The 22,490-nt window shown below is 52.0% G+C and carries 26 protein-coding genes and 1 tRNA gene; 22 read left to right on the forward strand and 5 right to left on the reverse strand.

The window, feature by feature from the left end; all coding sequences use genetic code 11:
• The 5 genes from RJ38_RS02690 to RJ38_RS02715 all read left to right on the forward strand — a co-directional run bounded on the left by RJ38_RS02690 (position 1) and on the right by RJ38_RS02715 (position 4,474).
• Entirely contained in the window at positions 1-981 is a 981-nt protein-coding gene (locus RJ38_RS02690) for a phage late control D family protein (protein ID WP_039017360.1), read from the forward strand.
• 140 nt (positions 982-1,121) lie between these two features.
• Complete coding sequence (locus RJ38_RS02695; RefSeq protein ID WP_039017361.1) at positions 1,122-2,018, forward strand: DUF4123 domain-containing protein; 897 nt, start codon at positions 1,122-1,124, stop codon at positions 2,016-2,018.
• On the forward strand, positions 1,972-2,442 hold the full coding sequence (locus RJ38_RS02700) for a hypothetical protein (RefSeq protein ID WP_156121729.1): 471 nt from the start codon (positions 1,972-1,974) through the stop codon (positions 2,440-2,442). Before RJ38_RS02695 ends, RJ38_RS02700 begins: the two co-directional genes overlap by 47 nt.
• Positions 2,435-3,217 carry a hypothetical protein gene (locus RJ38_RS02705; RefSeq protein ID WP_039017363.1) on the forward strand — a complete coding sequence of 261 codons (783 nt, stop codon included), beginning with the start codon at positions 2,435-2,437 and terminating at the stop codon, positions 3,215-3,217. The genes RJ38_RS02700 and RJ38_RS02705 overlap by 8 nt, the downstream gene beginning before the upstream one ends.
• A gap of 633 nt (positions 3,218-3,850) precedes the next feature.
• The gene (locus RJ38_RS02715; RefSeq protein ID WP_039017365.1) at positions 3,851-4,474 is read left to right on the forward strand and encodes a hypothetical protein; all 624 of its coding nucleotides are present in this window, start codon (positions 3,851-3,853) and stop codon (positions 4,472-4,474) included.
• Between the two features lie 741 nt (positions 4,475-5,215).
• Here RJ38_RS02715 and RJ38_RS02720 read toward each other — a convergent pair.
• Positions 5,216-5,290, reverse strand: a tRNA-Thr gene (locus tag RJ38_RS02720).
• A 245-nt stretch (positions 5,291-5,535) separates the two neighbouring features.
• Between RJ38_RS02720 and RJ38_RS02725 the strand changes: the two genes are divergently transcribed.
• From RJ38_RS02725 to RJ38_RS02755, 7 genes are read left to right on the forward strand one after another with little or no spacing between them, the layout of a single operon-like run.
• Positions 5,536-5,718 (forward strand): hypothetical protein, encoded by a 183-nt coding sequence (locus tag RJ38_RS02725; protein ID WP_039017366.1) that lies wholly within the window; start codon positions 5,536-5,538, stop codon positions 5,716-5,718.
• A 27-nt stretch (positions 5,719-5,745) separates the two neighbouring features.
• Positions 5,746-7,014: a UDP-N-acetylglucosamine 1-carboxyvinyltransferase gene (gene murA / locus RJ38_RS02730; protein WP_039017367.1), complete on the forward strand. Its 1,269-nt coding sequence runs from the start codon at positions 5,746-5,748 to the stop codon at positions 7,012-7,014.
• The gene (locus RJ38_RS02735; protein ID WP_039017368.1) at positions 7,014-7,487 is read left to right on the forward strand and encodes a DUF2948 family protein; all 474 of its coding nucleotides are present in this window, start codon (positions 7,014-7,016) and stop codon (positions 7,485-7,487) included. Before murA ends, RJ38_RS02735 begins: the two co-directional genes overlap by 1 nt.
• Positions 7,477-7,971, forward strand: coding sequence for a GNAT family N-acetyltransferase (locus tag RJ38_RS02740; protein ID WP_039017369.1), 495 nt, complete (start codon positions 7,477-7,479; stop codon positions 7,969-7,971). Before RJ38_RS02735 ends, RJ38_RS02740 begins: the two co-directional genes overlap by 11 nt.
• 57 nt (positions 7,972-8,028) lie before the next feature.
• On the forward strand, positions 8,029-9,333 hold the full coding sequence (gene hisD, locus RJ38_RS02745; protein ID WP_039017370.1) for a histidinol dehydrogenase: 1,305 nt from the start codon (positions 8,029-8,031) through the stop codon (positions 9,331-9,333).
• Positions 9,334-9,336: 3 nt separating this feature from the next.
• On the forward strand, positions 9,337-9,819 hold the full coding sequence (locus tag RJ38_RS02750) for a UPF0262 family protein (RefSeq protein WP_039017371.1): 483 nt from the start codon (positions 9,337-9,339) through the stop codon (positions 9,817-9,819).
• Positions 9,820-9,822: 3 nt separating this feature from the next.
• Entirely contained in the window at positions 9,823-10,281 is a 459-nt protein-coding gene (locus tag RJ38_RS02755) for an arsenate-mycothiol transferase ArsC (protein ID WP_039017372.1), read from the forward strand.
• 7 nt (positions 10,282-10,288) lie between these two features.
• Here the strand turns inward: RJ38_RS02755 and RJ38_RS02760 are convergent, their stop codons facing one another.
• Entirely contained in the window at positions 10,289-10,807 is a 519-nt protein-coding gene (locus RJ38_RS02760; RefSeq protein ID WP_052245148.1) for a hypothetical protein, read from the reverse strand.
• Between the two features lie 293 nt (positions 10,808-11,100).
• Here RJ38_RS02760 and infA point away from each other — a divergent pair, with 293 nt between their 5' ends.
• From infA to RJ38_RS02780, 4 genes are read left to right on the forward strand one after another with little or no spacing between them, the layout of a single operon-like run.
• Positions 11,101-11,319 carry a translation initiation factor IF-1 gene (gene infA, locus RJ38_RS02765; RefSeq protein WP_039017373.1) on the forward strand — a complete coding sequence of 73 codons (219 nt, stop codon included), beginning with the start codon at positions 11,101-11,103 and terminating at the stop codon, positions 11,317-11,319.
• A gap of 4 nt (positions 11,320-11,323) precedes the next feature.
• The gene (locus RJ38_RS02770; RefSeq protein WP_039017374.1) at positions 11,324-11,899 is read left to right on the forward strand and encodes a Maf family protein; all 576 of its coding nucleotides are present in this window, start codon (positions 11,324-11,326) and stop codon (positions 11,897-11,899) included.
• Positions 11,896-12,939 carry a ribonuclease E/G gene (locus tag RJ38_RS02775; RefSeq protein ID WP_039017375.1) on the forward strand — a complete coding sequence of 348 codons (1,044 nt, stop codon included), beginning with the start codon at positions 11,896-11,898 and terminating at the stop codon, positions 12,937-12,939. The genes RJ38_RS02770 and RJ38_RS02775 overlap by 4 nt, the downstream gene beginning before the upstream one ends.
• Positions 12,939-13,121 carry a DNA gyrase inhibitor YacG gene (locus RJ38_RS02780; RefSeq protein ID WP_039017376.1) on the forward strand — a complete coding sequence of 61 codons (183 nt, stop codon included), beginning with the start codon at positions 12,939-12,941 and terminating at the stop codon, positions 13,119-13,121. The genes RJ38_RS02775 and RJ38_RS02780 overlap by 1 nt, the downstream gene beginning before the upstream one ends.
• An 81-nt stretch (positions 13,122-13,202) precedes the next feature.
• On the opposite strand, the gene RJ38_RS02785 is transcribed toward RJ38_RS02780, so the two are convergent.
• Genes RJ38_RS02785 through RJ38_RS02795 form a run of 3 tightly spaced genes read right to left on the reverse strand, consistent with a single transcriptional unit; the run spans position 13,203 to position 15,951 of the window.
• Complete coding sequence (locus RJ38_RS02785) at positions 13,203-14,165, reverse strand: ornithine cyclodeaminase family protein (RefSeq protein WP_052245149.1); 963 nt, start codon at positions 14,163-14,165, stop codon at positions 13,203-13,205.
• A 27-nt stretch (positions 14,166-14,192) separates the two neighbouring features.
• A complete protein-coding gene (locus RJ38_RS02790; RefSeq protein WP_039017377.1) occupies positions 14,193-14,810 on the reverse strand; it encodes a helix-turn-helix transcriptional regulator in 618 nt (205 codons plus the stop codon).
• Position 14,811: 1 nt separating this feature from the next.
• Positions 14,812-15,951, reverse strand: coding sequence for an aminotransferase class I/II-fold pyridoxal phosphate-dependent enzyme (locus RJ38_RS02795; RefSeq protein ID WP_039017378.1), 1,140 nt, complete (start codon positions 15,949-15,951; stop codon positions 14,812-14,814).
• Between the two features lie 96 nt (positions 15,952-16,047).
• On the opposite strand from RJ38_RS02795, the gene RJ38_RS02800 reads away from it, so the two are divergent.
• From RJ38_RS02800 to RJ38_RS02825, 6 genes are all read left to right on the forward strand, one after another.
• A complete protein-coding gene (locus RJ38_RS02800; RefSeq protein ID WP_082005606.1) occupies positions 16,048-17,037 on the forward strand; it encodes an ornithine cyclodeaminase family protein in 990 nt (329 codons plus the stop codon).
• Complete coding sequence (locus RJ38_RS02805; RefSeq protein WP_052245150.1) at positions 17,034-18,011, forward strand: pyridoxal-phosphate dependent enzyme; 978 nt, start codon at positions 17,034-17,036, stop codon at positions 18,009-18,011. Before RJ38_RS02800 ends, RJ38_RS02805 begins: the two co-directional genes overlap by 4 nt.
• A 317-nt stretch (positions 18,012-18,328) precedes the next feature.
• Complete coding sequence (locus tag RJ38_RS02810; protein WP_039017380.1) at positions 18,329-19,288, forward strand: dihydrodipicolinate synthase family protein; 960 nt, start codon at positions 18,329-18,331, stop codon at positions 19,286-19,288.
• A complete protein-coding gene (locus tag RJ38_RS02815; protein ID WP_039017381.1) occupies positions 19,279-20,211 on the forward strand; it encodes a 4-hydroxyproline epimerase in 933 nt (310 codons plus the stop codon). The genes RJ38_RS02810 and RJ38_RS02815 overlap by 10 nt, the downstream gene beginning before the upstream one ends.
• The gene (locus RJ38_RS02820) at positions 20,208-21,452 is read left to right on the forward strand and encodes an NAD(P)/FAD-dependent oxidoreductase (RefSeq protein ID WP_039017382.1); all 1,245 of its coding nucleotides are present in this window, start codon (positions 20,208-20,210) and stop codon (positions 21,450-21,452) included. The genes RJ38_RS02815 and RJ38_RS02820 overlap by 4 nt, the downstream gene beginning before the upstream one ends.
• Positions 21,453-21,464: 12 nt before the next feature.
• Positions 21,465-22,490 (forward strand): trans-3-hydroxy-L-proline dehydratase, encoded by a 1,026-nt coding sequence (locus tag RJ38_RS02825; RefSeq protein WP_039017383.1) that lies wholly within the window; start codon positions 21,465-21,467, stop codon positions 22,488-22,490.

Raw genomic sequence — 22,490 nt, forward strand, 5'->3', positions numbered from 1 at the left:
ATGCAGATTGATTATCAGATCATAGCCGATGGCGACGACATCACAGCGCTATTTAAAGACCGTTTAACAGGGCTTTCAATTACAGATGAAGCGGGCTTCAAATCCGATACCGCTGAAATCACAATTGATAACCGCGATCAGCGCGTGGCCTTGCCTGTGGTGGGGGCCAAGCTTGAGATCGCCCTTGGGTTTAAGGAAACCGGCCTGACCGCCATGGGCCACTATATCGTTGATGATCTCGCAGGTGAAATCATGCCCGAGACCATGACAATCAGCGCCAAGGCGGCTGACATGCTCGGCACCATCCGCGCCCCCAAAACCCGCGCTTGGGAAGCCGTCACCTTGGGTGATATCGTGGGCACCATCGCCGGTGATCATAATCTGAAACCCGCGATCAGTGAGGATCTCAAGCCCGCGTTTTATACCTATCTGGCGCAGACATCCGAGAGTGACCTCAATCTGCTGACCCGGCTTGCGCGGGATCTTAACGCGACCGTTAAACCTGCTGCCGGTCACCTGATATTTGTGCCCCGTGGCAGCGGTAAAACCGCCAGTGGCGAGGATATTCCATCGCTGGTGATCCACCGCACAGATATCTCGCGCGGATCTTGGAAACTCACAGGGCGCGGTAAATACGGCAAGGTCACGGCGGAATGGGCCGAGTTGGGAACAGCTGTGGTTCACCGTGTTAGTGCCGGAGACAAAGCACCCGAGCTGAAGTTGCGCCATCGGTATGCCTCAGCGGCTGAAGCCACCCGTGCAGCACAAAGCGCGTTGGCCGCAGGTGTGCGCGCCAGTGGCAAGATCAGCCTGCAGCTTGGTGGGTTTTACGGCGATTTAGGCGCTGAGGCTCCGATTGATCTGCGCGGTGTGCTGCCGGAATTGGTGGGCGTCTGGAACGTGACCCGGGTGGAGCATCGGTTGGGGGAAACGCTGGTGACATCTGTGGATGCAGAACGGGGGGAGAAGGAAAAAACTTGAGCGAGCATCGGCTTAGATGTTGCGGCCCATCCCAGTCAACGGACTGGAGCAGATTGCGAGTCCACCTCATCGCGCCTCTCTGCTTAATCTGCTGTATTCCACGCGCATTCGCGTGATTTTTATAGAGATAGTGAATTACGATGGGTGTATTTGAGCCATGGGTCGCGGAGTGCCACCTACAGAATATTGAAACCACAGACGAATATCTCTGCAAAGCCGCGATCTGGGCAGATGGTCATCCGTTGTTTCGGGCGCGACTGAAAGCCCACTTTCAAGGCAGTGGTTATAAGCTGCTTTGGTTGGAAGAATGCCTTACCGCGTCGCAATATATCGCGCGCCACGGCCAGCAAAAAGAAATCGGATCACTGGCTCGTGCCGTGCATGACGGGCGCGTGATCCAGTTATCTGAGATATTAGCATCAAACGGTGGCGTAGTCGCTCAACCAGAAGCCTATCTGAAGATTGAGGAAATCACTGGTATTGAGCCGCTTGATCAGCAGTTTGGCGTGCATCCTAGGAAAACTGTTCCAGATGCGTTGCTTGAGCCCTTGTTTGGTGAGGTGCCCCCAACGGACGTCGAAATTGAGAAATACGGCGGCATTGATGCAGTGCCGTTGATGAAAACCTACGCCATTCTCGATGCCGCCAAAATGCCCTACATGCTGACCACGCAGCTCGATAGTTCTGGCTTGCAACATCAATCTCTGTTTCAGGGCGAAACTGCCGAAGAGTTGAAAGAACACGCGCCATATCTCGTGCAGCTTGAGGACGGCAATAGGTTCACAGAAAAGCTATTCACCGGCCCAAAGGGAGTTAATGGCCTTTGGGAGAAAGAGCTGGGCATCTACATCCGTTCCCGCGCAAGTTTTTCCGACGTCCGTAAGCACTTCAGAAAGTTCACAAGACTGCAGGACAACAAGGGAGCTTGGTATTATTTGAGGTTTTGGGAGGAAAATACAGTTCTTTCCATCTTCTCACTAAAGGAGAATCGTGAGACGATTTGTCGATTTGTCGATTTGTCGATTTTTCTGTATTGATGGTTCTGGCGAAACAATACAAATTTTCACACCAAAATGCACCTTGAAATCTTGTTGCAGTGAAGGTTTTTCTCCAGAAGATATCGAGAAAATATCAATTACTAACTTCGTGGGGCTTATATTGCCTCAATTGAAGGCGCTAAAGCTTAGCGATGACGCAAAAAAAATTGTGCGTGAAGCTCTACAAGATACAAGCGATCCTGAAATAATTGAAAAGCTGAATGCATCTGCAAAGTATCTAGTTGATTCCGGGTTTAAGAAAAAAACTCAATTAACTGAGCTGTTAAAGCTGGAGAAATGCTCGAACTTCACATTCTTACGCGACGAAGAAGTTTGTTATCTTATTGGCTCTAAAACGCCCGATTTTGCCATGTTTGTGAAGCTAACAAACATGGCGCTTAGAAAAGGAATGAAGAATGACTAACACCGAAATAGGAAGCATTATTAAATCATGCGACCAATCCTTAACTGTTTTTCTTGGCGGTGCTGGTATGGCTGGTGGTTATAATGAAGAGTTTATGACTGTTTTTCGTGAGGCCGGTATATGCAATCCCGTCTACGGAAATTACTCAGGCTTTGGGTGGACAGACACAGGCGGTAATGTTGATATGGGTGGTGATGCCGCCGCAGTTATACTTTTTAACGATATGAACATATTACGTGAAATATATCATTGGGACGGAGAGCGATGGTTATATAAAATGGGGCCAAATGAAGAACACTGGGCCCCCCTTGAAGAACACCCACAATTAATGCGCATTGCTCAGAATGGAAACTATTCACTTCCAGAAATTGGCGTTTCAGACCCCATACCGAGGAAGCAAGATACGTTTAACTTTGTTGGCTACTCTTGGGGGGGCGTCATAGCCTGCCTGTCAGCGCGCTTGCATGCACTGGCCGGACATGAGGTGGATACACTGGCTTTAATTGGCGCCCCTGTGAACCCAAGCTTGTTAAATTGGGTCCGTGAAATGCCAAACATTAAAAATGTTATCGTCAAGAACCTCACAGAGTTCGGAGATCCGATCTATGCGGGCATGTCTGACGCATCATTAATGGGATGTGTCCCAGAGCTAGCAACTTCCATGGCTACAAAGCCACCGGGGGGACATTTTTATTATTCCGGCTCAAACACTGCTGAGTCTATACAAAGAAAACGCAATCTCGTCCAAATACTTGTAAGCCAAGGATTGTCGTAGAGCTTTAAAATGGAAACCGTATGAGAAAATATGCCCTATCGTACATAATAATCACTATATTTTTCTGGGTAGCGTACCAGTTTTTCTGGTACTATGTGGCTCAGCCAAAATATGTAAATGCCTCCGGCGTTCCCTCGGCGCAAATATACCTTGGGCAGCTATGGAGTGTTCTAGTGTACTTTTTGCCAATCAGGTTTATCATATTTGCTACCATTCCGATCTTTTGGAGACGTGATACCTGTGCTCTACGAGGATATGCATGGACGTATGTTATACTTTTGGTGCTAACCATAACAATAGATGTCCCAATTTGGCTGCTCATTGAATTCTTTATCACGCGCCTATCGGTTCTAACTTAAGCCGCACAGGGTGGTGATGAATGATGGCCAGTTTTTGGAGCGCTCGGCAAAATGCATACTTTGTAGCTATCACAAAGCCCGTTCCAAACCTAAGTAGTTGTTGAAAACTTTCGCTCTGCCGTGATTGCAGATATTAGCTGCATTGGGGCTGATAGCCGTCATTGCCAGCGGTTTTTGATGAAAACAACCCTGCTGCAACTTTCTCTGTCAAACACTGCAAGAATCCGTGGCGAGCTACATCCAGATTACAAAATTTTCAGATACGAGATTACTTATGGAAGACGACACACCTCAAAAGCTCGGCTTCAGTATAATCCGAAATCATGAGGCGTTGGCATTACTCTTACTCTCAATGGCTTCGTATATTTTCACCTACTCTAGCCAGAAAGCATATTTGCGCAGTTTTGGCATTGATGAGATGTTTGTCATGATTGAGCTAACAGCGGTTCTGAGATCGGGAGTCTGGCTGATAGGCTCTTTGACCGTTCTGATTTATATTTGGAATGCCCCCATCAAGCCTCTGATCTGGCTCCTGAAGCTTGCGTTCGTTTTACGAACGGTCCTACTTTTCGGAGGTCTATCGTGGTTAGTTTACTCAGCTTCGGGAGTAGTATGGGTAACCGTAATCCTAATCGTATTAACAGCTTTACTCTTGCTCACCGAATGCACCCTAGTTTGCATACACCTAAAAAAACACGGTGGCTTCAGTGGGTATTTAGATAAGCAGATAATTGATGAAAGTGAGGTACAATCAATTTTCGTTAGTGGCCGTATTCTGGATAGCCCAAGCGCATCAATATTCCTCGTTTTAGCCTTTTCCTGCATACTTCCTTACGCCATTGGCGGACTTATTGGAGCATGGGAGGGGGCTAATAAATCTGGTCTTGTCGCGGTTTAGTTCCGGTCTCTTTCGAGCAATGTTTGCTATGAAGGAGATAGAGAATGGCAAAGAGATACACAGACGAGTTTCGGCGTGATGCGGTGCGCATGGCGACGACGAGTGGCTTAATGCTAGCCCAAAAATTGCTGTCTTGGGGCATCTTATAGATCGTTCCAAAAAAATCGAGTCTCACAAATGTTATGATCAACCACGTGATTTCAAACGCGCACTGCAAGAAGAGGGCTGGACGGTTTCTAAGAGCAGGTTTTCAGTAAAAGGCAGCAATGAATACATAATGTTGAACCAACAAGCCGCCCTTAGCCTTAAAGGCCTCGCAGATGATGCCGCAAAATCCGCAATTCGCACGTGAATTGAAACTGCTTCAATAAATGTCCAAGAGGGCAAAATTTAAATGGTAATCTAGCCGCCCAAACGCCCAAAAAATCTGCATTTATATTTTTTCTTTTTTGTTTTCTAACCACCTTTGAAATTTAAAAATGAAGAAAGTGAAAAGTAAGAAAAAGTGGGCTTTTGGGCGGCAAATCCATCACATGCAATTTGCTCTATTACCTCGTATGCATTTGTGGAAAACCCCTCCCGACGTTGGCAGCTATCAATATTCCCGTGTTAGTAAAGGCGAACGATTGCATTTAGGGGGAAATACCTTCCTCATTTGTTGGAATGTACTTCGGGGTTTCGTGGGGTTTCCATTTTCAGCGTTAAAGGATGTCCAGAAAAATAAATGTATTCCGTGAGTTATGGTGCTGCTGGGGAGAATTGAACTCCCGACCTCGTCATTACCAATGACGCGCTCTACCACTGAGCTACAGCAGCCTGATTTCTGTAGTAACATACAGAAAAGAAACCCTATTTGAAACCCCAATTCATAAAGTGAGTTGAAATATTCATATTTAACAACACGCTGCCAGTTTAGACCTCACCCTTACCAATGACGCGCTCTACCACTGAGCTACCACGGCATCTGAACTATTGTTCGATGTGCGGCTGAGTAACTTTAATTTTTGACAGACGCAAGCATAATCTAGACGGTTTTTTCACCTTAGGGTACACAGTCGTCTATGACACATGATACCGATACCGCACAAAGCGGAAAGAAAATCAAAAAAACAGCTGCCCAAGAGCGCGAGCTCCGTCTAAAAGCGGCGTTGAAATCAAATATGGGGCGCCGCAAAGCACAGGCGCGCGCACGTGTATCAACAGATGATGATGCGCAAGATATTACGAATGAAAAGAAAGACTGATGTTTTTCAATACAGGTGGGCAGTGAAATGGATTCGATAATTGTAACTGGTGGTAAAGCACTTTCGGGGGAAATCCCGATTGCGGGGGCAAAGAACGCCTGCCTAACCCTAATGCCTGCGACGCTTCTCAGCGAAGAACCGCTGACACTGACCAATGCGCCACGACTGTCTGACATTAAAACGATGAACGAACTTCTGTCGTCATTGGGTGCGGAGGTGACTTCGTTGCAAGATGGGCAAGTTCAGGCACTTTCATCCCACGGGCCAATCAACCACGTTGCCGAATATGACATCGTGCGCAAAATGCGTGCGTCAAACCTGGTGCTAGGCCCGTTGCTTGCACGAGAAGGCCAAGCGGTTGTGTCTTTGCCTGGTGGCTGCGCGATCGGCGCACGCCCAATGGACATCCACACAGATGGCCTAGAAGCCATGGGTGCAAAAATTGACTTGAAGGATGGCTATCTTCACGCCAAAGCCCCTTTGGGGGGGCTTAAAGGTGCTGTAATCAACTTCCCCTTTGCCTCTGTTGGGGCAACGGAAAATATCATGATGGCAGCGACCTTGGCCAAAGGCACGACTGTCATCAACAATGCTGCCCGCGAACCTGAGATCGTGGATCTGGCGGATTGCTTGCGCAAAATGGGTGCGCAAATTGATGGCGACGGCACATCAAGCATCACCATTCAGGGCGTCGATCGCCTGCACGGTGCAACCCATCCTGTTGTAACTGACCGGATCGAACTTGGCACATATATGCTGGCGCCTGCGATCTGCGGTGGCGAAGTTGAATTGCTGGGTGGCCGCATTAATCTTATCGAAGCCTTCTGCGAGAAATTGGATGCTGCGGGTATTTCCGTAACAGAAACACAACGTGGGCTGAAAGTCGCGCGCAAGAATGGCCGACTGTCTGCTGTTGATGTGACAACTGAACCTTTCCCAGGTTTCCCAACGGATCTTCAAGCGCAGATGATGGCGCTGCTGTGTACTGCGGAAGGCACGTCAGTGCTGGAGGAAAAGATCTTTGAGAACCGCTTTATGCACGCCCCTGAATTGATCCGCATGGGCGCTCAAATTGACGTTCAGGGTGGCACAGCCACTGTGACGGGTGTTGATCGTTTGAAAGGTGCCCCAGTCATGGCAACCGATCTACGCGCATCTGTTTCGTTGATTTTGGCAGGCCTCGCCGCAGAAGGGGAAACCACAGTCAGCCGTGTGTACCATCTTGATCGTGGGTATGAACAAGTCGTACGCAAGTTCTCGGGTGTTGGTGCGCAGATCGAAAGGATCAAAGAATAATGACGGACGCAAAATTCGAAGATGGTGCCGAGCAACCGTTGCGCCTGATGGCCGCGGATGTGGATGATCTGAAAATCGTCTCAGCGCTGACGCAAGATGCAGTATTTCCTGGAAATGAGATGTCATTTCAGAAATCAGAACGCCGCTTTGCTTTGTTGTTGAACCGGTTCCGCTGGGAAGACAAAACGGCGGCAGAACGGCGTGGTCGTGACTTTGAACGTGTGCAAGCTGTGCTGTTCATCGATGACGTTGTCAACGTGCAAACCCAGGGCGTAACCCGTGATGCAGATACAGTTTATTCCCTCATGGCTATGGAATTCGAAGCCGGTGAAGATGGCACAGGTTGTCTAAATCTGACCTTATCTGGCGATGGCGCAATCGCCTTAAACGTCGAAGCCTTGAATGTATCGCTAAAAGACGTGACGCGGCCTTATGTTGCGCCATCCAAGTCGGCCCCGGACCATGCCGACTGACTTAAACGTCCGCAGGTTACGACCTGCGGACTATGCGATCTGGCGCTATATCCGTCGCACAGCCCTAAAGGTAGATCCTGCACAATTTGACGAAACCTTACGGGGTTTCGACAAGACCTCAGATCATGAATTTCAGGTCGCGCTTGAACACAATACGATTTTTGCCGCGTATGACGAAGCCATCCCCGTCGCCATTGCAGGCAGCTACCCCGTAAGCGCCCCTCGTGATGGGAACGTCGTGCATATTTTTGGTGTTTGGGTAAAGCCGCCTTACCGCGGGCGAAATTTGGCGCAAAGACTGATCGAGCACTGTATTCCCGATCACGCCCAGGCAGAGCTTTTGGTGCGGATTGACAATATGCCAGCGATCGACGCGTATCGGCGCATGGGGTTTCTGCAAGCCAACGCGCCTGCAGATGCCATATGTTATTGCGCAACAGACAATGCCCCGGGGATTTACATGTTGCGACGCGCTGCCCCTTGAGGGCCACGGCCCCACGCGGTATGGACGTAGCAACCAACACCACCGAGGCCTTGCGCAATGCCGATTTTTTTGAACTCCTCCGATGACGACTTTGAAACCCGTTTCGCAGCGTTTCTCACCACAAAACGCGAAGATTCGCCGGAAGTGGATGATATTGTGCGTGACATCATTTCAGATGTGCGTGCGCGGGGTGACGAAGCGGTTCTTGAATTAACCGCCAAGTTTGATCGGCTACAATTGCGCGCGGATCAGTTGATGTTCACCCCCGACGAGATCGCAGCGGAATGTGCGAAAGTCTCGGATGAAGAACGTGCGGCACTTGAATTGGCCGCGGAACGTATTCGTGCATATCATGTAAAACAATTGCCGCAGGACGAAAGCTGGACGGATGAAACTGGCGCCACACTCGGCTGGCGCTGGGGCGCTGTCGACACGGCTGGTCTGTATGTGCCCGGCGGTTTAGCAAGCTACCCCTCCTCCGTCCTGATGAACGCCATTCCAGCAAAGGTCGCCGGTGTCGAAAACCTTGTGGTCACCGTCCCTACCCCAGACGGAATTATCAACCCGTTGGTCATATTGGCCGCAAAATTGTCCGGCGTCGATGTGATCGCGCGCGTCGGGGGGGCACAAGCCATTGCCGCGCTGGCCTATGGCACGGCGACGATCCCCGCGGTGGACAAGATCACTGGGCCCGGAAATGCCTTCGTGGCGGCAGCCAAACGACGTGTATTTGGCAAAGTCGGAATCGATATGATCGCAGGTCCCAGCGAGATTCTGGTTATTGCCGATAAGAACAATGACCCAGATTGGATTGCGGTAGATCTACTAAGTCAGGCAGAACACGACAAAAGCGCCCAATCAATCCTGATAACAGACGATCCCGACTTTGGGCGCGCAGTGACAGCGGCAGTGGAAAACCGCTTAGAAACACTTGAACGGCGTGCTATCGCGGGGCCAAGCTGGCGCGATTTTGGCGCTGTCATTACAGTCGACGACCTTGACAAGGCCACGCAACTGTCAGATCGCATCGCACCTGAACACCTAGAGTTATGCGTTGATGACCCTGATACATTGGCCGGAAAAATCAAGCATGCAGGCGCGATATTCCTTGGGCGCTTCACCCCCGAAGCCATCGGTGACTATATTGGTGGGCCAAACCATGTCTTGCCGACAGCGCGCTCTGCGCGATTTAGCTCAGGCTTGTCTGTGTTGGACTTCATGAAGCGCACCACACTTTCAAAGATGACACCGGGCGCGTTGTCCGCAATTGGCCCCGCCGCCGTGACCCTCGCCAACAGCGAAAGCCTAGAGGCCCATGGGCTTTCTATTGCATTACGCTTGAAACAACTGAACAGTGATTAAGTTATGACAAATCGAATCTGCCACATTGAGATTGACGACAGCGGCCTTGCCGCTCCGACGCCGGAAATCGAACAAGAACGTAAAGTTGCTATTTTCGACCTGCTCGAAGAGAACAGCTTCACCCTGCCCATCCGCGAGGACCGCGAAATTCCGGCCGGGCCCTATCGTATTTTGCTGGCGATCCGTGAACGCCGCTTGGTTTTTGAAGTTGCGACCGAAAATGAAACCAACATTGGTGAATTCCATCTGTCACTTGGGCCATTTCGCCAAGTGGTGAAGGATTACTTCCAAGTGTGCGAGAACTATTTCGACGCCGTTAAAACCCTACCACCAAGTAAGATCGAGGCCATCGACATGGCGCGACGCGGCATCCACAACGAAGGTGCAAACGTGCTTCAGGAACGTTTGGAAGGCAAGGCAGCTGTTGACAAAAACACTGCCCGCCGTCTTTTCACCCTGATCTGCGTCTTGCACTTCGGAGGCTGATGCGTGGCAGAAGACCTTCCCGGATCAATTCTGTTTTGTTGTGACTACAACGCCGTGCGGTCACCTATGGCCGAAGGGTTGATGAAAAAATACTATGGTTTTGAAACCTACGTTCAATCCGCAGGTGTGAAGAATGACCTCGAAATTGACGGGTTTTCTATTGCTGTTTGCGAAGAAATGGGCGTGGAAATTTCACGGCACAAATCGCGCAGCTTCGACGAGATGGAACAATGGGGCGACGATTTGTCTGGGTTTGACTTGGTTATAGCTTTGTCACCCGCCAGCCAGCGCCGGGCACTGGAGCTGACACGTTTCTATCATCTAGATGTCGAATATTGGCCGATCCTAGATCCAACGGGGTTGGGTGAAACGCGTGATGCCAAACTTGCATCCTATCGCCAAGCGCGTGACCAGATTAGTGAACGTTTGATCGCACGCTTTGGGGCGCCAAGCCCCAAGTAACATCATACTACACAAGGCACGACCGAACGCCCATTTGGATCAAATCAGCGCCGCTGATCCTGTAAAACCCATCTAATCTCTGACGCCCTTCGCGCATGTACCACGATTTGATTGGTTCAGGGTAGTGATCTGCAATTACCTGCGACCAATATTCAAAGTCAGTGTTGCTTAGCTGGCGACCGTGGAAGCTGGGGCCATGGAAGCCGAATGCCGTTTCTGGAGAAACGCAAGTGGCATCAAGAACAAGATACATTGTACAAGAGGACAAACAATGCTGTCCGCCAATTTGAACTTGCTGTCCACGTTCGCGGATCCCGGCGATTTCTCGCAATCTGTGGCGCACGTTGCCGCCGCTGTCATTCAGCACAAGCACAGGATCATCTTGTTGTTTATCAAACGCATTTGCGCCTGATGCCACAATCAACATCAACGTGAAGAGAACCGCTAATAAAACGGCACCTCTATTTTGAAATGTGTTGAACTTTCGCGGTTCAGCACGTGTTTCACTACCATATTTTTCGTTCATATTTCACCCAAACCGACGCCCCCCGGCGACAGACCCCTCTCGTTTTCGACGTCTGATCATTCAGCCATCTTGGCACGATGAAACATAATCATCCTTAAGCTCTGGTTTATATTTTGAATTGAATCGCCCTGATTTACGTCGATTTTTTCCAAAAATTGAAACATGGCACCAAGAATCTGTGTCTGTTTTGATAGTTTTCTGCGTTTTTACATGATCTGGCCTTGAAATAACTCGCAAAGGCCGTCATCTAACAAGCGCCCGCGAAGTGTCGGGTTTTTTAGGACGGAGTCATCATGGCCAAGGAAGAAATGCTCGAATTTCCAGGTGTTGTAACGGAACTCTTGCCGAATGCGACATTCCGGGTCGAGCTTGAAAACGGCCACGAGATCATCGCACATACGGCAGGTAAAATGCGCAAGAACCGTATTCGTGTTCTGGCAGGCGATAAGGTACAGGTCGAAATGACCCCTTATGACCTGACCAAGGGTCGCATCAACTACCGCTTTAAGTAAGCACATGAAGCTGATCCTCGGGTCCGCCAGTCCGCGCCGCAGGGAACTGTTGGCGCAAATTGGCGTTGTTGCAGACGAAATTCGCCCGGCGGATATCGATGAAACACCTCGCAAGGCGGAATTGCCCCGCCCTTATGCCACCCGCTTGGCCCGTGAAAAGGCCGAAGCGATTAACATTGCCGCTGATGAAGTCGTGCTGTCCGCCGATACGATTGTTGCGCTTGGCCGTCGTATTCTGGGCAAGCCTACGGATGAGGTCGAAGCACGTGAATATTTGCAGCTGCTATCGGGTCGTCGCCACCAAGTGACCACGGCAGTTGCTTTGCGCAAACATGACCGCATTTGGGAAGTCTCGACGACCACGGCTCTGCGCATGAAACGCCTGTCAAAAGCCGATATCGACGCCTATATCGCCACGGGTGAATGGGAAGGCAAAGCCGGTGCTTATGGCATTCAAGGTTATGCCGGGCGTTTTGTCCCTTGGATCAATGGATCATATACCGGCGTCGTCGGATTGCCCTTAACGGAAACAGCTGGCTTGCTTACTGCGGCCGGACTGATGGAAGGAACATCACAATGAACGGTCGTATCGCTGTCCTTGGACACCTGAAGGATCAAGCCGCTGCCGCCTTGATCGAAGACGGTAAACTTGTTGATTTTCTAATTGATATGCCAGGTGAAGGACTGCGCCCTGGCGCCATTTGCCGTGCGATTTGTGAGCGCCCCATCAAAGGCCAGGGCGGTATTTTTCTGAGATTGCCGAACAATGGAAAAGCCTATCTAAAACAAGCCAAAGGATATGCACCGGGCCAAATCCTGTTGGTGCAGGTCACCGGTTTTGGTGAAGACGGTAAAGCGACCCCCGTTACCCCAAAAGTTCTATTCAAAAGCAAATATGCAATTGTAACGCCCGGCGCCCCCGGCTTAAACATATCCCGTTCCATTAAGGACGACGACTTGCGTGATGAGCTGATGGTCATCGCCCATGAAGAAATGGAAGGCTCTGACGCAGGCCTTATTTTGCGTTCGGCCTGTGTCGGCGCTGACAGCGAAGAAATCGCGGAAGATGTTGCAGCCATGCGCGCCATGGCCGACCAAGTGATGGCTGACGCGGACGGCACTGAGGCCGAGTTACTGATTGACGGCCCTGATGCACACCATCTCGCATGGCGCGAATGGGATGCCGCCAGTGTCGCGACGGATGATGAGGCTTTTGAAAACAACCAAGTTTATGACCTGTTGGAAGCCTTCACCTACGCCCGGGCCCCCCTATCTGGTGGCGGCCACATCTATGTCGAACCCACGCGTGCGCTTGTTGCGGTCGATGTGAACACTGGCGGGGATATGTCACTTGCGGCTGGCTTGAAGGCAAATCTCGCAATGATCAAAGAACTGCCGCGCCAACTGCGCATTCGCGGCCTTGGCGGCCAGATCACGCTTGACCTTGCTCCTATGCCGAAAAAAGATCGCAAGATGTTTGAACACAGTCTGCGGGCGACATTGCGCAAGGATACGATCGATACTGTGTTGGCGGGATGGACACCTCTTGGCTGTTTTGAACTACAGCGCAAACGTGAACGTCTTGCCCTACGCGACTTATTGCCAAACGGTATCTTCTGATGGCTGCCCCCTGCCCCATTTGTCAAATTGCTTCCGACGAAAAATATCGGCCGTTTTGCTCAAAGCGCTGTGCAGACATTGATCTTGGGCGTTGGTTCGATGGGACCTACACGCTTGCGGATCAGGAAACCAGCCAAGACGATGTGGTGCCTGAAACGGAAACAGAACAAGCGCAACACTAAAGCAAACCGGGTGGGCCCGAAGGTGGCGTAGGTCGTCATTGTGGCTTGAGTTAGGTCTTCCAACTCAAGCCAGTTTCCCTTCTATATTTGACCTTCAGACAGAGCCAACTTCAAAACTGCCTGCGCCGCTGCAATGTCCTCAACGCCCAAACCAATGGATCGGAAAAATACCGGTGACCCGGGCTTGGGCAAGGGGGCCGCGTTGACAGCGAGCTCAGCCAAATCGCCTTGGATCTCAGTGCTGTTCCAGTCATGGCTTTCGGCAGCAATCACCATTTCCCCGGCAGTGCTTGGCGTTGTCGCCCGATAGTCGCAATACACCTGTGCCTTTGTGATCCAACTTGGGGCAACTTCATGCGCTCGGGCCACATTTGTGCTGATCGACGTGACAAGCGTATCTGTTCCAATAACACGTTCATCAATCACCGGCGTACCAGATGATGTGCAAAGCATCACCACATCTGCGCCGGTGGCAGCCTGTTCTGCACTGTTGGAGAATTGAACGTCGGGGGTCAAACCGCGCCATTCATCTTGGCGGTTGGCATCCGCGCCCAGTCCCGGCGAATAGACACAAACATTGGCCCAAGGACGCAATGCTTTGACATGTCGGTAATGCGCCTGAGCAACAGGCCCGGACCCAATAATCGCCAGTTCAGTCGCTTGCGCAGGTGCCAAAAGATCAACAGCCAACGCGGTGGTCCCTGCGGTGCGCTCTGTTGTCAGCTGGCCTGAATCACACAGCAATAAGGGCATCCCGGTTTCCATGGACATCAGCAACGTCCATGCCGTGATGATCGGCTTGCCTTCCGTGACGATGTAGGGCGAAAGCTTGGCACCAAAGACGCCGGATTGTCCCTGCGCACCCATGTAGGTGATAAAGTCGCCGCGATCTTGTGGGAATAGCGTGACGGTTTGATCTGGTTGAACAGCTTGCTTTGCGCCCAGCTCTGCGAACATTCCGCGCAATTCCGCAGCAAGATCAATCTTCGATATGCAGGCAGATATTTGATCCGCGCCCAGAACGATTGGTGTTTTGACAGTCATAAGTATGCCTTCAATGTTTGATTTTAGTCATCCGGCGCTTGCCTTCAGATCATTATATATGGTCGCCCGGCTCACCCCCAGTAAACGCCCCACATAGGATGCGGCATTGCGTTCTGACAAAGCACCAGACGCTTCAAGGGCCATTAACAATTCGCGCCGGCTTGTGCGATTCAGTGCATCGGCGCGCACGCCCTGTTGGGCACACCAATCACTGACAAAGATATTCAACCGTTCATGCCAATCGTTCTGAAACAGCGCCTCTGGCTGGTCTTCAGAGGGTCGGCTGGGCATCAAGGCCCGCACCATTTGTTGTAGGTTTTGCAGGTCGGCTTGGTCGTGATTGATGCATAAAACGAATTCCGCGCCACCTTGATTATTACGCATAACAACACTGATCGACCGAATAACACTGCCGTCCCAATTCACCTTTTCATATGGCCCAATTACAGTGTCACTGGGGCGGAAATCGATCTCTTGCATATTGGATGGATCGCCCAACTTGCGTTGAGAATAAGCATTGGCAATATGGGCGATGGTTTCGGTGGACAGATCATGCACGACCACTTCAACTCGATCCCCCATCAGGTGAGGGATCGCATCTGCAAGGCTTATCGCATTGGACAAGGTTGCGGTCGACGTGTTCATATCAACGTCCCTGTAGAATGTCTGCAGTCAGCGCATTGAGATGCACAAGCCCTTCCCGCAAATGGTCTTCCGGCAAAGCTGAGCTAAACCGAAAATGCCCCTCAACCCCGAAACGCGACCCAGGGATCAACAACAAGTTCTTCTCTCGAAGAAGGCGCATACACAAATCTTCCGATGAAATAGGCAGATCAAACCCCACAAACGACATGGCAGACGCTTCGGGTGGGACAACTGAAAACACACCCGGGTGCTGTGCAAGCCCTTCGGTTAAAACATCAAATCCCGTTCTGATCAATGCCTTCGCACGGATCTTCAACTTTGACCTGGCAGGTTCCGCAAGCGCTTTGTCCGCAAGTTCCATTGATAGCATCGAACTGGCAATCGACGCATATTCATGCCGCCGCCAACACTGTGTTATGATCTCTTCCGGACCAACCAACCATCCAAGGCGCAAGCCAGGAAGCCCGTAAGCCTTTGACATAGAATTGACAATCAACACGCGATCATAGGTTCCCCAAAAAGATGGCGTTTCAACATCGCCTTCGCGTTCCGTGCCGGCATAGACTTCATCCGCGACGATCCATGCGCCAACCGACGCAGCCGCCGCAATAATCTGGGCGCGATCACCTGCGGTTAACACCCGGCCCGTCGGATTGTTCGGGTTCACCACATGTATAATTCGGGTTTTCTCATCAACGGCTTTTGCCAACGCATCCGTATCAACACCCCAATCATTGGTTTCAATCAGATCAACCCAACGAACTTCATTCCCACGATTGGCCGCGTTGCCGGAAATTTGTTCATAGGTTGGACGGAAGCAAACGATGTTGTCACCTGGTTCAAGCAGGGTGCTGGCCACCAATGTATTCGCTTCTGTCGCCCCGACTGTGATCATCACCCCTTCTGATGACGCCCCCGGATAGAATCCAGATATTGTATCTCGCAAAGACTGCTTTCCGTTCACCTGCGGATAATCAATCATGGTTTCCATCAGGGTCGGCATATCAATTTCGGCTAGATCAACCAGCCCCTGAAATGACATCGGATGCACGCCACTTTCTGAGAAATTGAACTTCACGCCATGTTCCAACTCAGACAGAAACTGTTCGACCTTAAAAGGATGGAAATCAGGGCTGAACATGGGGTGTCCTTTCGCAGGAATTCAAGAAATTGACAGATTTGTATAATTTAGATATTTTAGTCCAATCAAATCGTCAAGACGGAATAAATTCACTTTATGACAAAGACACCCATGCAACTTTCCCGAAATGAAATTTTGGACCTGTTTGACCTATCAGCTGGGGCAGACGCCATACGCAACGCCTATATCGCACAGTCTCAGGACACTGTTGAATCGCCTGATGTGACATATTTGGGGTTTCCAAGCGCACGTGGCGATTGCCACGTGAAATCTGGTTTTATCCATGGGACGGAGGGCTTCGCGGTCAAAGTCGCGACCGGCTTTTACGACAACCCCGCACACGGCTTGCCAAGCTCAAACGGCTTGGTTCTATTGTTAAGCTCAGAGACGGGCCAATCCCTTGCAATACTTCAAGATGACGGCTGGTTGACCGACATCCGCACAGGACTGGGCGGTGCGGTTGCGACCATGGCCTTAGCGCAACCCAATTTTTCGAAAGTGCTTGTGGTCGGCGGCGGCACGCAGGCACGACACCAAGCGCAATGTCTGCATTTTCTGGCGAAACCCCAGAACATAGAATTCACGTTCTGGGCCCGCAACTTCGACCAAGCCAAACAACTGTCGTCCGAGATCGCTTTGACTGGCTTAGATACCCGACCAACGGACGACCTAAAAGAAGCCTGTTCTCAAAGCGATGTGATCATCACCACGACCCCATCCACAAGCCACTTGATCCATGCAGATTGGATCCGCCCAGGCACACATATCACAGCAATCGGTGCTGACAGCCCCGGCAAACAAGAACTAGACGTTGATTTGATCAAGCGGGCCGACCTGCATGTGTGTGATGCTTTATCACAGTCGCTAGATCACGGTGAATTCCAGTCGGCACATCGCGCCGGATTTCTGTCTGAAAAGAACACCACTGAACTGGGACACATTCTTGGGCGTACACATCCTGGGCGCATCAATGACGCCGACATTACAATTGCGGATTTAACCGGGCTTGCCGTTCAAGATGCCGCCGCCGCATTAACCGTCTATCGCGCTGCCTTGGCGGCTCAAGATACGAAAGCCTCATCATGACTCTCCCCTCAAACTCCCCCTCCAAGCAAGTGCTACAGTCCGCATCCCTGTCTGCCATCACACGGCGACGCATCGCGCATCTCATTCGCAAAACCGACCTACTGCCAACCCGCATGACACTGCCGGCAGGTACCGAGATTCACTATAAGACCGAGAACTTTCAATTCACCGGATCCTTTAAGCTGCGCGGGGCCTCTGCAAAGCTAAGCGGACTGCCGATTGATCGCCCGGTGATCACGGCCTCTTCGGGCAATCATGGAATCGCGTGTTCCCTTGCAGCGCAACGCACAGGGCATAATCTAACAGTGGTCCTGCCAGAAAACGTGATAGCCCAGAAACGTGAAAAGATTGAATCCTTCGGCACCCGTGTCATTATCGCAGGCGCAGATTCATCCTTGGCCGAGGTACACGCGCGATCGCTGGCACAAGCCGAAGGCCACACATATGTGTCGCCATACAACGACGCAGACGTCATCGCAGGACAAGGGACCATCGGTCTAGAACTGCTGGAACAAATGCCACAGATCGACAATATTTTAATTTCCATGGGGGGTGGCGGTTTGATCTCTGGCATTGGGTCCGTGATGAAATCGATGTCGCCGGTCACGAAAATCATCGGCGTCAGCGCAACAAATACTGCCGCTTTGGCCGCCTCTATCAAGGCTGGGCAAATCGTCGAAACTGAACATTTTGATACATTGGCCGATGGCGTCGCAGGCGGGGTGGATGCGAATTCACTGACACTTCCCCTCGCAACCGAAGTCATTGACGAAATCATCCATATTGATGAACAAGCGATCGCAGAAGCATTGAAGATCATGGCATGGACCGAGAACATGATCGTGGAAGGTGCAGCTGCCATGGCACTGGCGCCCCTGCTGGCGTCACCCGAACGATATGCAGGGAAAACCAATGTCGTTCTGTTATGTGGCGCAAACTACGATAAACCTAGCATTGCGAAACTCTTGGTCTGATCTACGACCTTTCGGCGACAGTCCGGCAATAATATGCGCTCAACGGTCGCCTAAATCGCAACCGGTGAATGCCTGATCTGCTTTGCTTGAATTGGGCCGTATATGCAGTGGCCATCCGATTGGTAACGGGCCGGAAATTCTCCTTGCCGCGTGGTGAATTCATGACGGTAAATTTGTGATTGGATTTTGGATCCAATTATTGTATTCAACTTATGCCGAGTCTCTTTTGCCAGTCAAAAACAGAGGCAAAGCACATATTTACTTGGCAACCGCCAACCCGAACCGCAATCAATCGCGAAACAAAAAGGGACACCCCTATGTCTGAGAACATCTTCACCGGCACCATGCCCGCCCTCATGACCCCATGCAAAGCCGATCGTACACCTGACTTTGACGCGCTTGTGAAAAAAGGCCGCGAAATGATCGCAGCGGGCATGTCTGCGGTTGTTTATTGCGGCTCTATGGGTGATTGGCCTTTGCTCAGCGATCAAGAACGTATGACTGGTGTTGAACGTTTGGTCGAAGCTGGCATTCCCGTTGTTGTTGGCACCGGTGCGATCAACTCAAAATCCGCCGTGGCCCATGCCGCACATGCGCAAAAAGTTGGCGCAGTTGGGCTTATGGTAATTCCACGCGTTCTCTCACGTGGATCTTCCCCTGCGGCACAGAAAAGCCACTTCAAGGCAATCCTAGAAGCGGCGCCTGACGTGCCCGCGATCATCTACAACAGCCCGGTATATGGTTTTGCCACCAAGGCTGACCTGTTCTTCGCTCTGCGTGCGGAACACAAGAACCTGATTGGTTTCAAAGAATTCGGCGGCAAAGACGATTTGCGCTATGCAGCGGAACATATCACCAGCCACGACAGCGAAGTCACCCTGATGGTTGGCGTTGACACCGAAGTCTATCATGGTTTCGTCAACTGTGGCGCAACAGGGTCTATCACGGGCATCGGCACCGCCCTGCCAAAAGAAGCACTGCTTCTTGCGTCTCTCGCAAAGAAAGCTGCTGCCGGCAACGCCGAAGCTCGGACGCGCGCATTGGAACTGGAAGAGGCCTTTGGCGTGCTGGCCAGCTTTGATGAAGGCACCGATCTTGTTCTCTATTACAAATACCTTCTCGTGCTGAACGGCGAAGAAGAATACCGCCTGCATTTCTACGAAACTGACGAACTTTCCGACGCCCAGCGCAACTATTGTGAACAACAATATGCCCTGTTCAACGCATGGTTCGCCGATTGGTCAAAGCAAGGCGGGATCATCGCTGAATGCATGTAATTGATAGCCACACCGGTGGGATGCCCACACGGGTGATCCTTGATGGCGGTCCCAACCTTGGGTTGGGGTCGTTGGATATCCGTGCGCAGACGCTGGCCGACCACCATCAAGACTTTTATAAATCAGTCATGCTGGAGCCCCGCGGACAGGCGGGCATGGTTGGCGCGCTGCTGGTGGAACCTACCAATGCAGATTGCGTCACTGGCGTTATATATTTTGACGCCGAAGCCGTGCTTGGCATGTGTGGGCATGGCACCATTGGGCTGGCGGTAACGCTGTTACACATGGGCCGCATCTCCACCGGGACACACAAAATAGAGACCCCGGCAGGCATCGTCACTGTCGATGTGCATGACGCCAATACGGTCTCGGTGACCAATATCGAAAGCCACCAGATACACGCCAATGTGACGGTTGACGTGCCAGACCATGGCACAGTCAGTGGCGACGTCGCCTATGGCGGCAATTGGTTCTACATCATCGATCCAAGCCCGCTGGCCGTCACCACTGCCAACATCCCCGCTTTAGCCGACCTCGCCATTGCCACACGCGACGCCTGTAATGCGCGCAGCATCGGCGGCCCAAATGGGGAAGCCATCGACCATGTCATTCTGCGCGGGCCTGACCCCGAAACCGGTGCCCACAGCCGTAACTTCGTATTATGCCCCGACGATGAATATGATCGATCCCCCTGCGGTACGGGCAGCTCGGCGTATCTGGCGTGTCTGGCGGCATCAAACCGCTTAAATCCTGGGCACGAAATTATTTTGGAAAGCGTCATCGGCAGCGCGTACCAAGCGTCATACCAACCCGGTCAAAACGGCGGCGTCATTCCCACCTTAAAGGGCCAAGCTTGGATCATGGCCGAAAGCACGTTGATCTTCGACGCAACCGACCCCTTTCGCAAGGGCATTTATTTGTGAGCGCGCCCAGCGATATCATCGTGATTGGCGCCGGTATCATCGGTATCAGCACAGCCCTTGAATTGACCCGCGCAGGTCACCGTGTTCGCGTGTTTGATCGTGACGGCATTGCCATGGGCGCGTCTCTTGGCAACGCGGGCGCCTTCGCTTTTACCGATATTGTTCCGCTGGCCACACCTGGCATCATGCGCAAAGCCCCGAAATGGCTGCTAGATCCGCTTGGCCCGCTATCAATCCCCCCGCGATATGCATTGAAGATAGCACCTTGGATGTTGCGGTTTTGGCGCGCCAGCTGGCAGGATCGTTACGCGCATTCCGTTAAGGCACAAAGCACGTTGATGGATCTGGCCCGCAGCGCTTTGGAACGCCAGATCAAAGCCACGGACGGCGAAGACCTAATCAAGCGCCAAGGGCAGCTGCAATTATTTGAAGGCGAAACAGAATTCCGTGCAAGCCTGCCCGGTTGGGACCTGCGCCGCGATCATGGCATCCGCTTTGACCTACTTCAAAGCCCCGAGGCCATTGCAGAAATTCAGCCCGGAATTGATGCGCGCTTTACTCATGCTGGCTTCACCCCCGATTGGATCAACACTGTGGATCCCAAGACCTGGACGGAACATCTTGCCCAGGCCTTTCTTGCGCTTGGCGGCACGATTGAACGTAGCGATGTCCAAGCCATCACCCCACACGAAAACCACATCTGCGTAAGCCATTCCAACGGCACAGAGACCGCCGAAAAAGTGATCGTCGCTGCTGGCGCTTGGTCTCATCACCTGGCCAAAACCTTGGGTGATCACATCCCGCTTGAAACAGAACGCGGCTACAACACCACCCTGCCCGCCGGTGCCTTTGACATTCGCACGCATCTCACATTTGGCGGTCATGGCTTTGTTGTGTCCGGGATAAATGATGGCGTACGGGTCGGCGGGGCTGCGGAAATGGGTGGATTGAACCTGCCGCCAAATTATAAGCGTTCTGACATTCTTCTACAAAAGGCAGCTAGCTTTCTGCCCGGCCTAAACGCCAAAGGAGGCACGCAGTGGATGGGGTTTCGCCCCTCAACGCCTGACAGCTTGCCCGTGATTGGCGCGTCACCGCATGCCGCCAATGTGATCTATGCCTTTGGGCACGGTCACCTTGGCCTCACCCAATCCGCCGCCACCGCCGAGATCGTCACCGCACTTGTGCAAAACACCCCATCCCCCATCGCAACCGACGCCTATAGGCCTGAACGTTTCTAACCGGAGAACACCATGCGCAGCAGCAAAACCATCCATGTCATCTCTGCTCATGCGGAAGGCGAAGTCGGCGATGTGATCGTCGGCGGTGTCTTACCGCCCCCAGGCGAAACCCTTTGGGATCAGCGCAGCTTCATCGCGCAAGACCAGACCCTTAGAAATTTTGTGCTGAATGAACCGCGCGGCGGCGTCTTTCGCCATGTGAACTTGCTTGTGCCACCCAAACACCCAGAGGCCGACGCGGCCTGGATCATTATGGAGCCGGAAGACACCCCCCCGATGTCAGGGTCAAATTCGATTTGCGTGTCCACTGTGTTGCTGGATGGCGGCCTGATCCCGATGCAGGAACCGATAACCGAGATGGTGCTTGAAGCCCCGGGGGGCCTGGTGCGTGTGCGGGCGGAATGCCGCAATGGCAAAGCCGAACGCATTTTCGTGCAAAACCTGCCATCCTTTGTGGATAAACTTGATGCCACACTTGAGGTCGAGGGCCTTGGCAGCATCAAGGTTGATACAGCTTACGGCGGTGACAGTTTTGTTGTCGTCGATGCACAATCGCTTGGCTTTGACATCAACGAAGACGAGGCCAAAGACATTGCCCGTCTGGGCGTGAAAATCACCAATGCGGCAAACGCCCAACTTGGCTTTCACCATCCTGAGAACCCAGATTGGAAACATATTTCGTTCTGTGCCTTCTGCGGGCCGCTCAGTGAAACGGAAACCGGCCTCACCGGGAAATCAGCCGTCGCCATTCAGCCAGGCAAAGTCGATCGTTCCCCAACAGGCACAGCTGTTTCCGCCCGCATGGCACTGATGGCAGCGCGCGGGCAGATGAAAACGGGCCAAACCTTTGATGCCGTGTCCATCATCGGGTCACGTTTTTCGGGGCGCATTCTTGGCGAAACCCTCGTCGGCACGACCCCCGCCATTTTGCCCGAAATCTCAGGGCGCGGCTGGGTAACTGGTATTCACCAACACATGCTGGACCCTGATGATCCTTGGCCAGGTGGGTATCGCCTCAGCGACACCTGGGGCGCGTAA

The organism is Halocynthiibacter namhaensis (assembly GCF_000812685.1).
Classification (GTDB): Bacteria; Pseudomonadota; Alphaproteobacteria; order Rhodobacterales; family Rhodobacteraceae; genus Halocynthiibacter; species Halocynthiibacter namhaensis.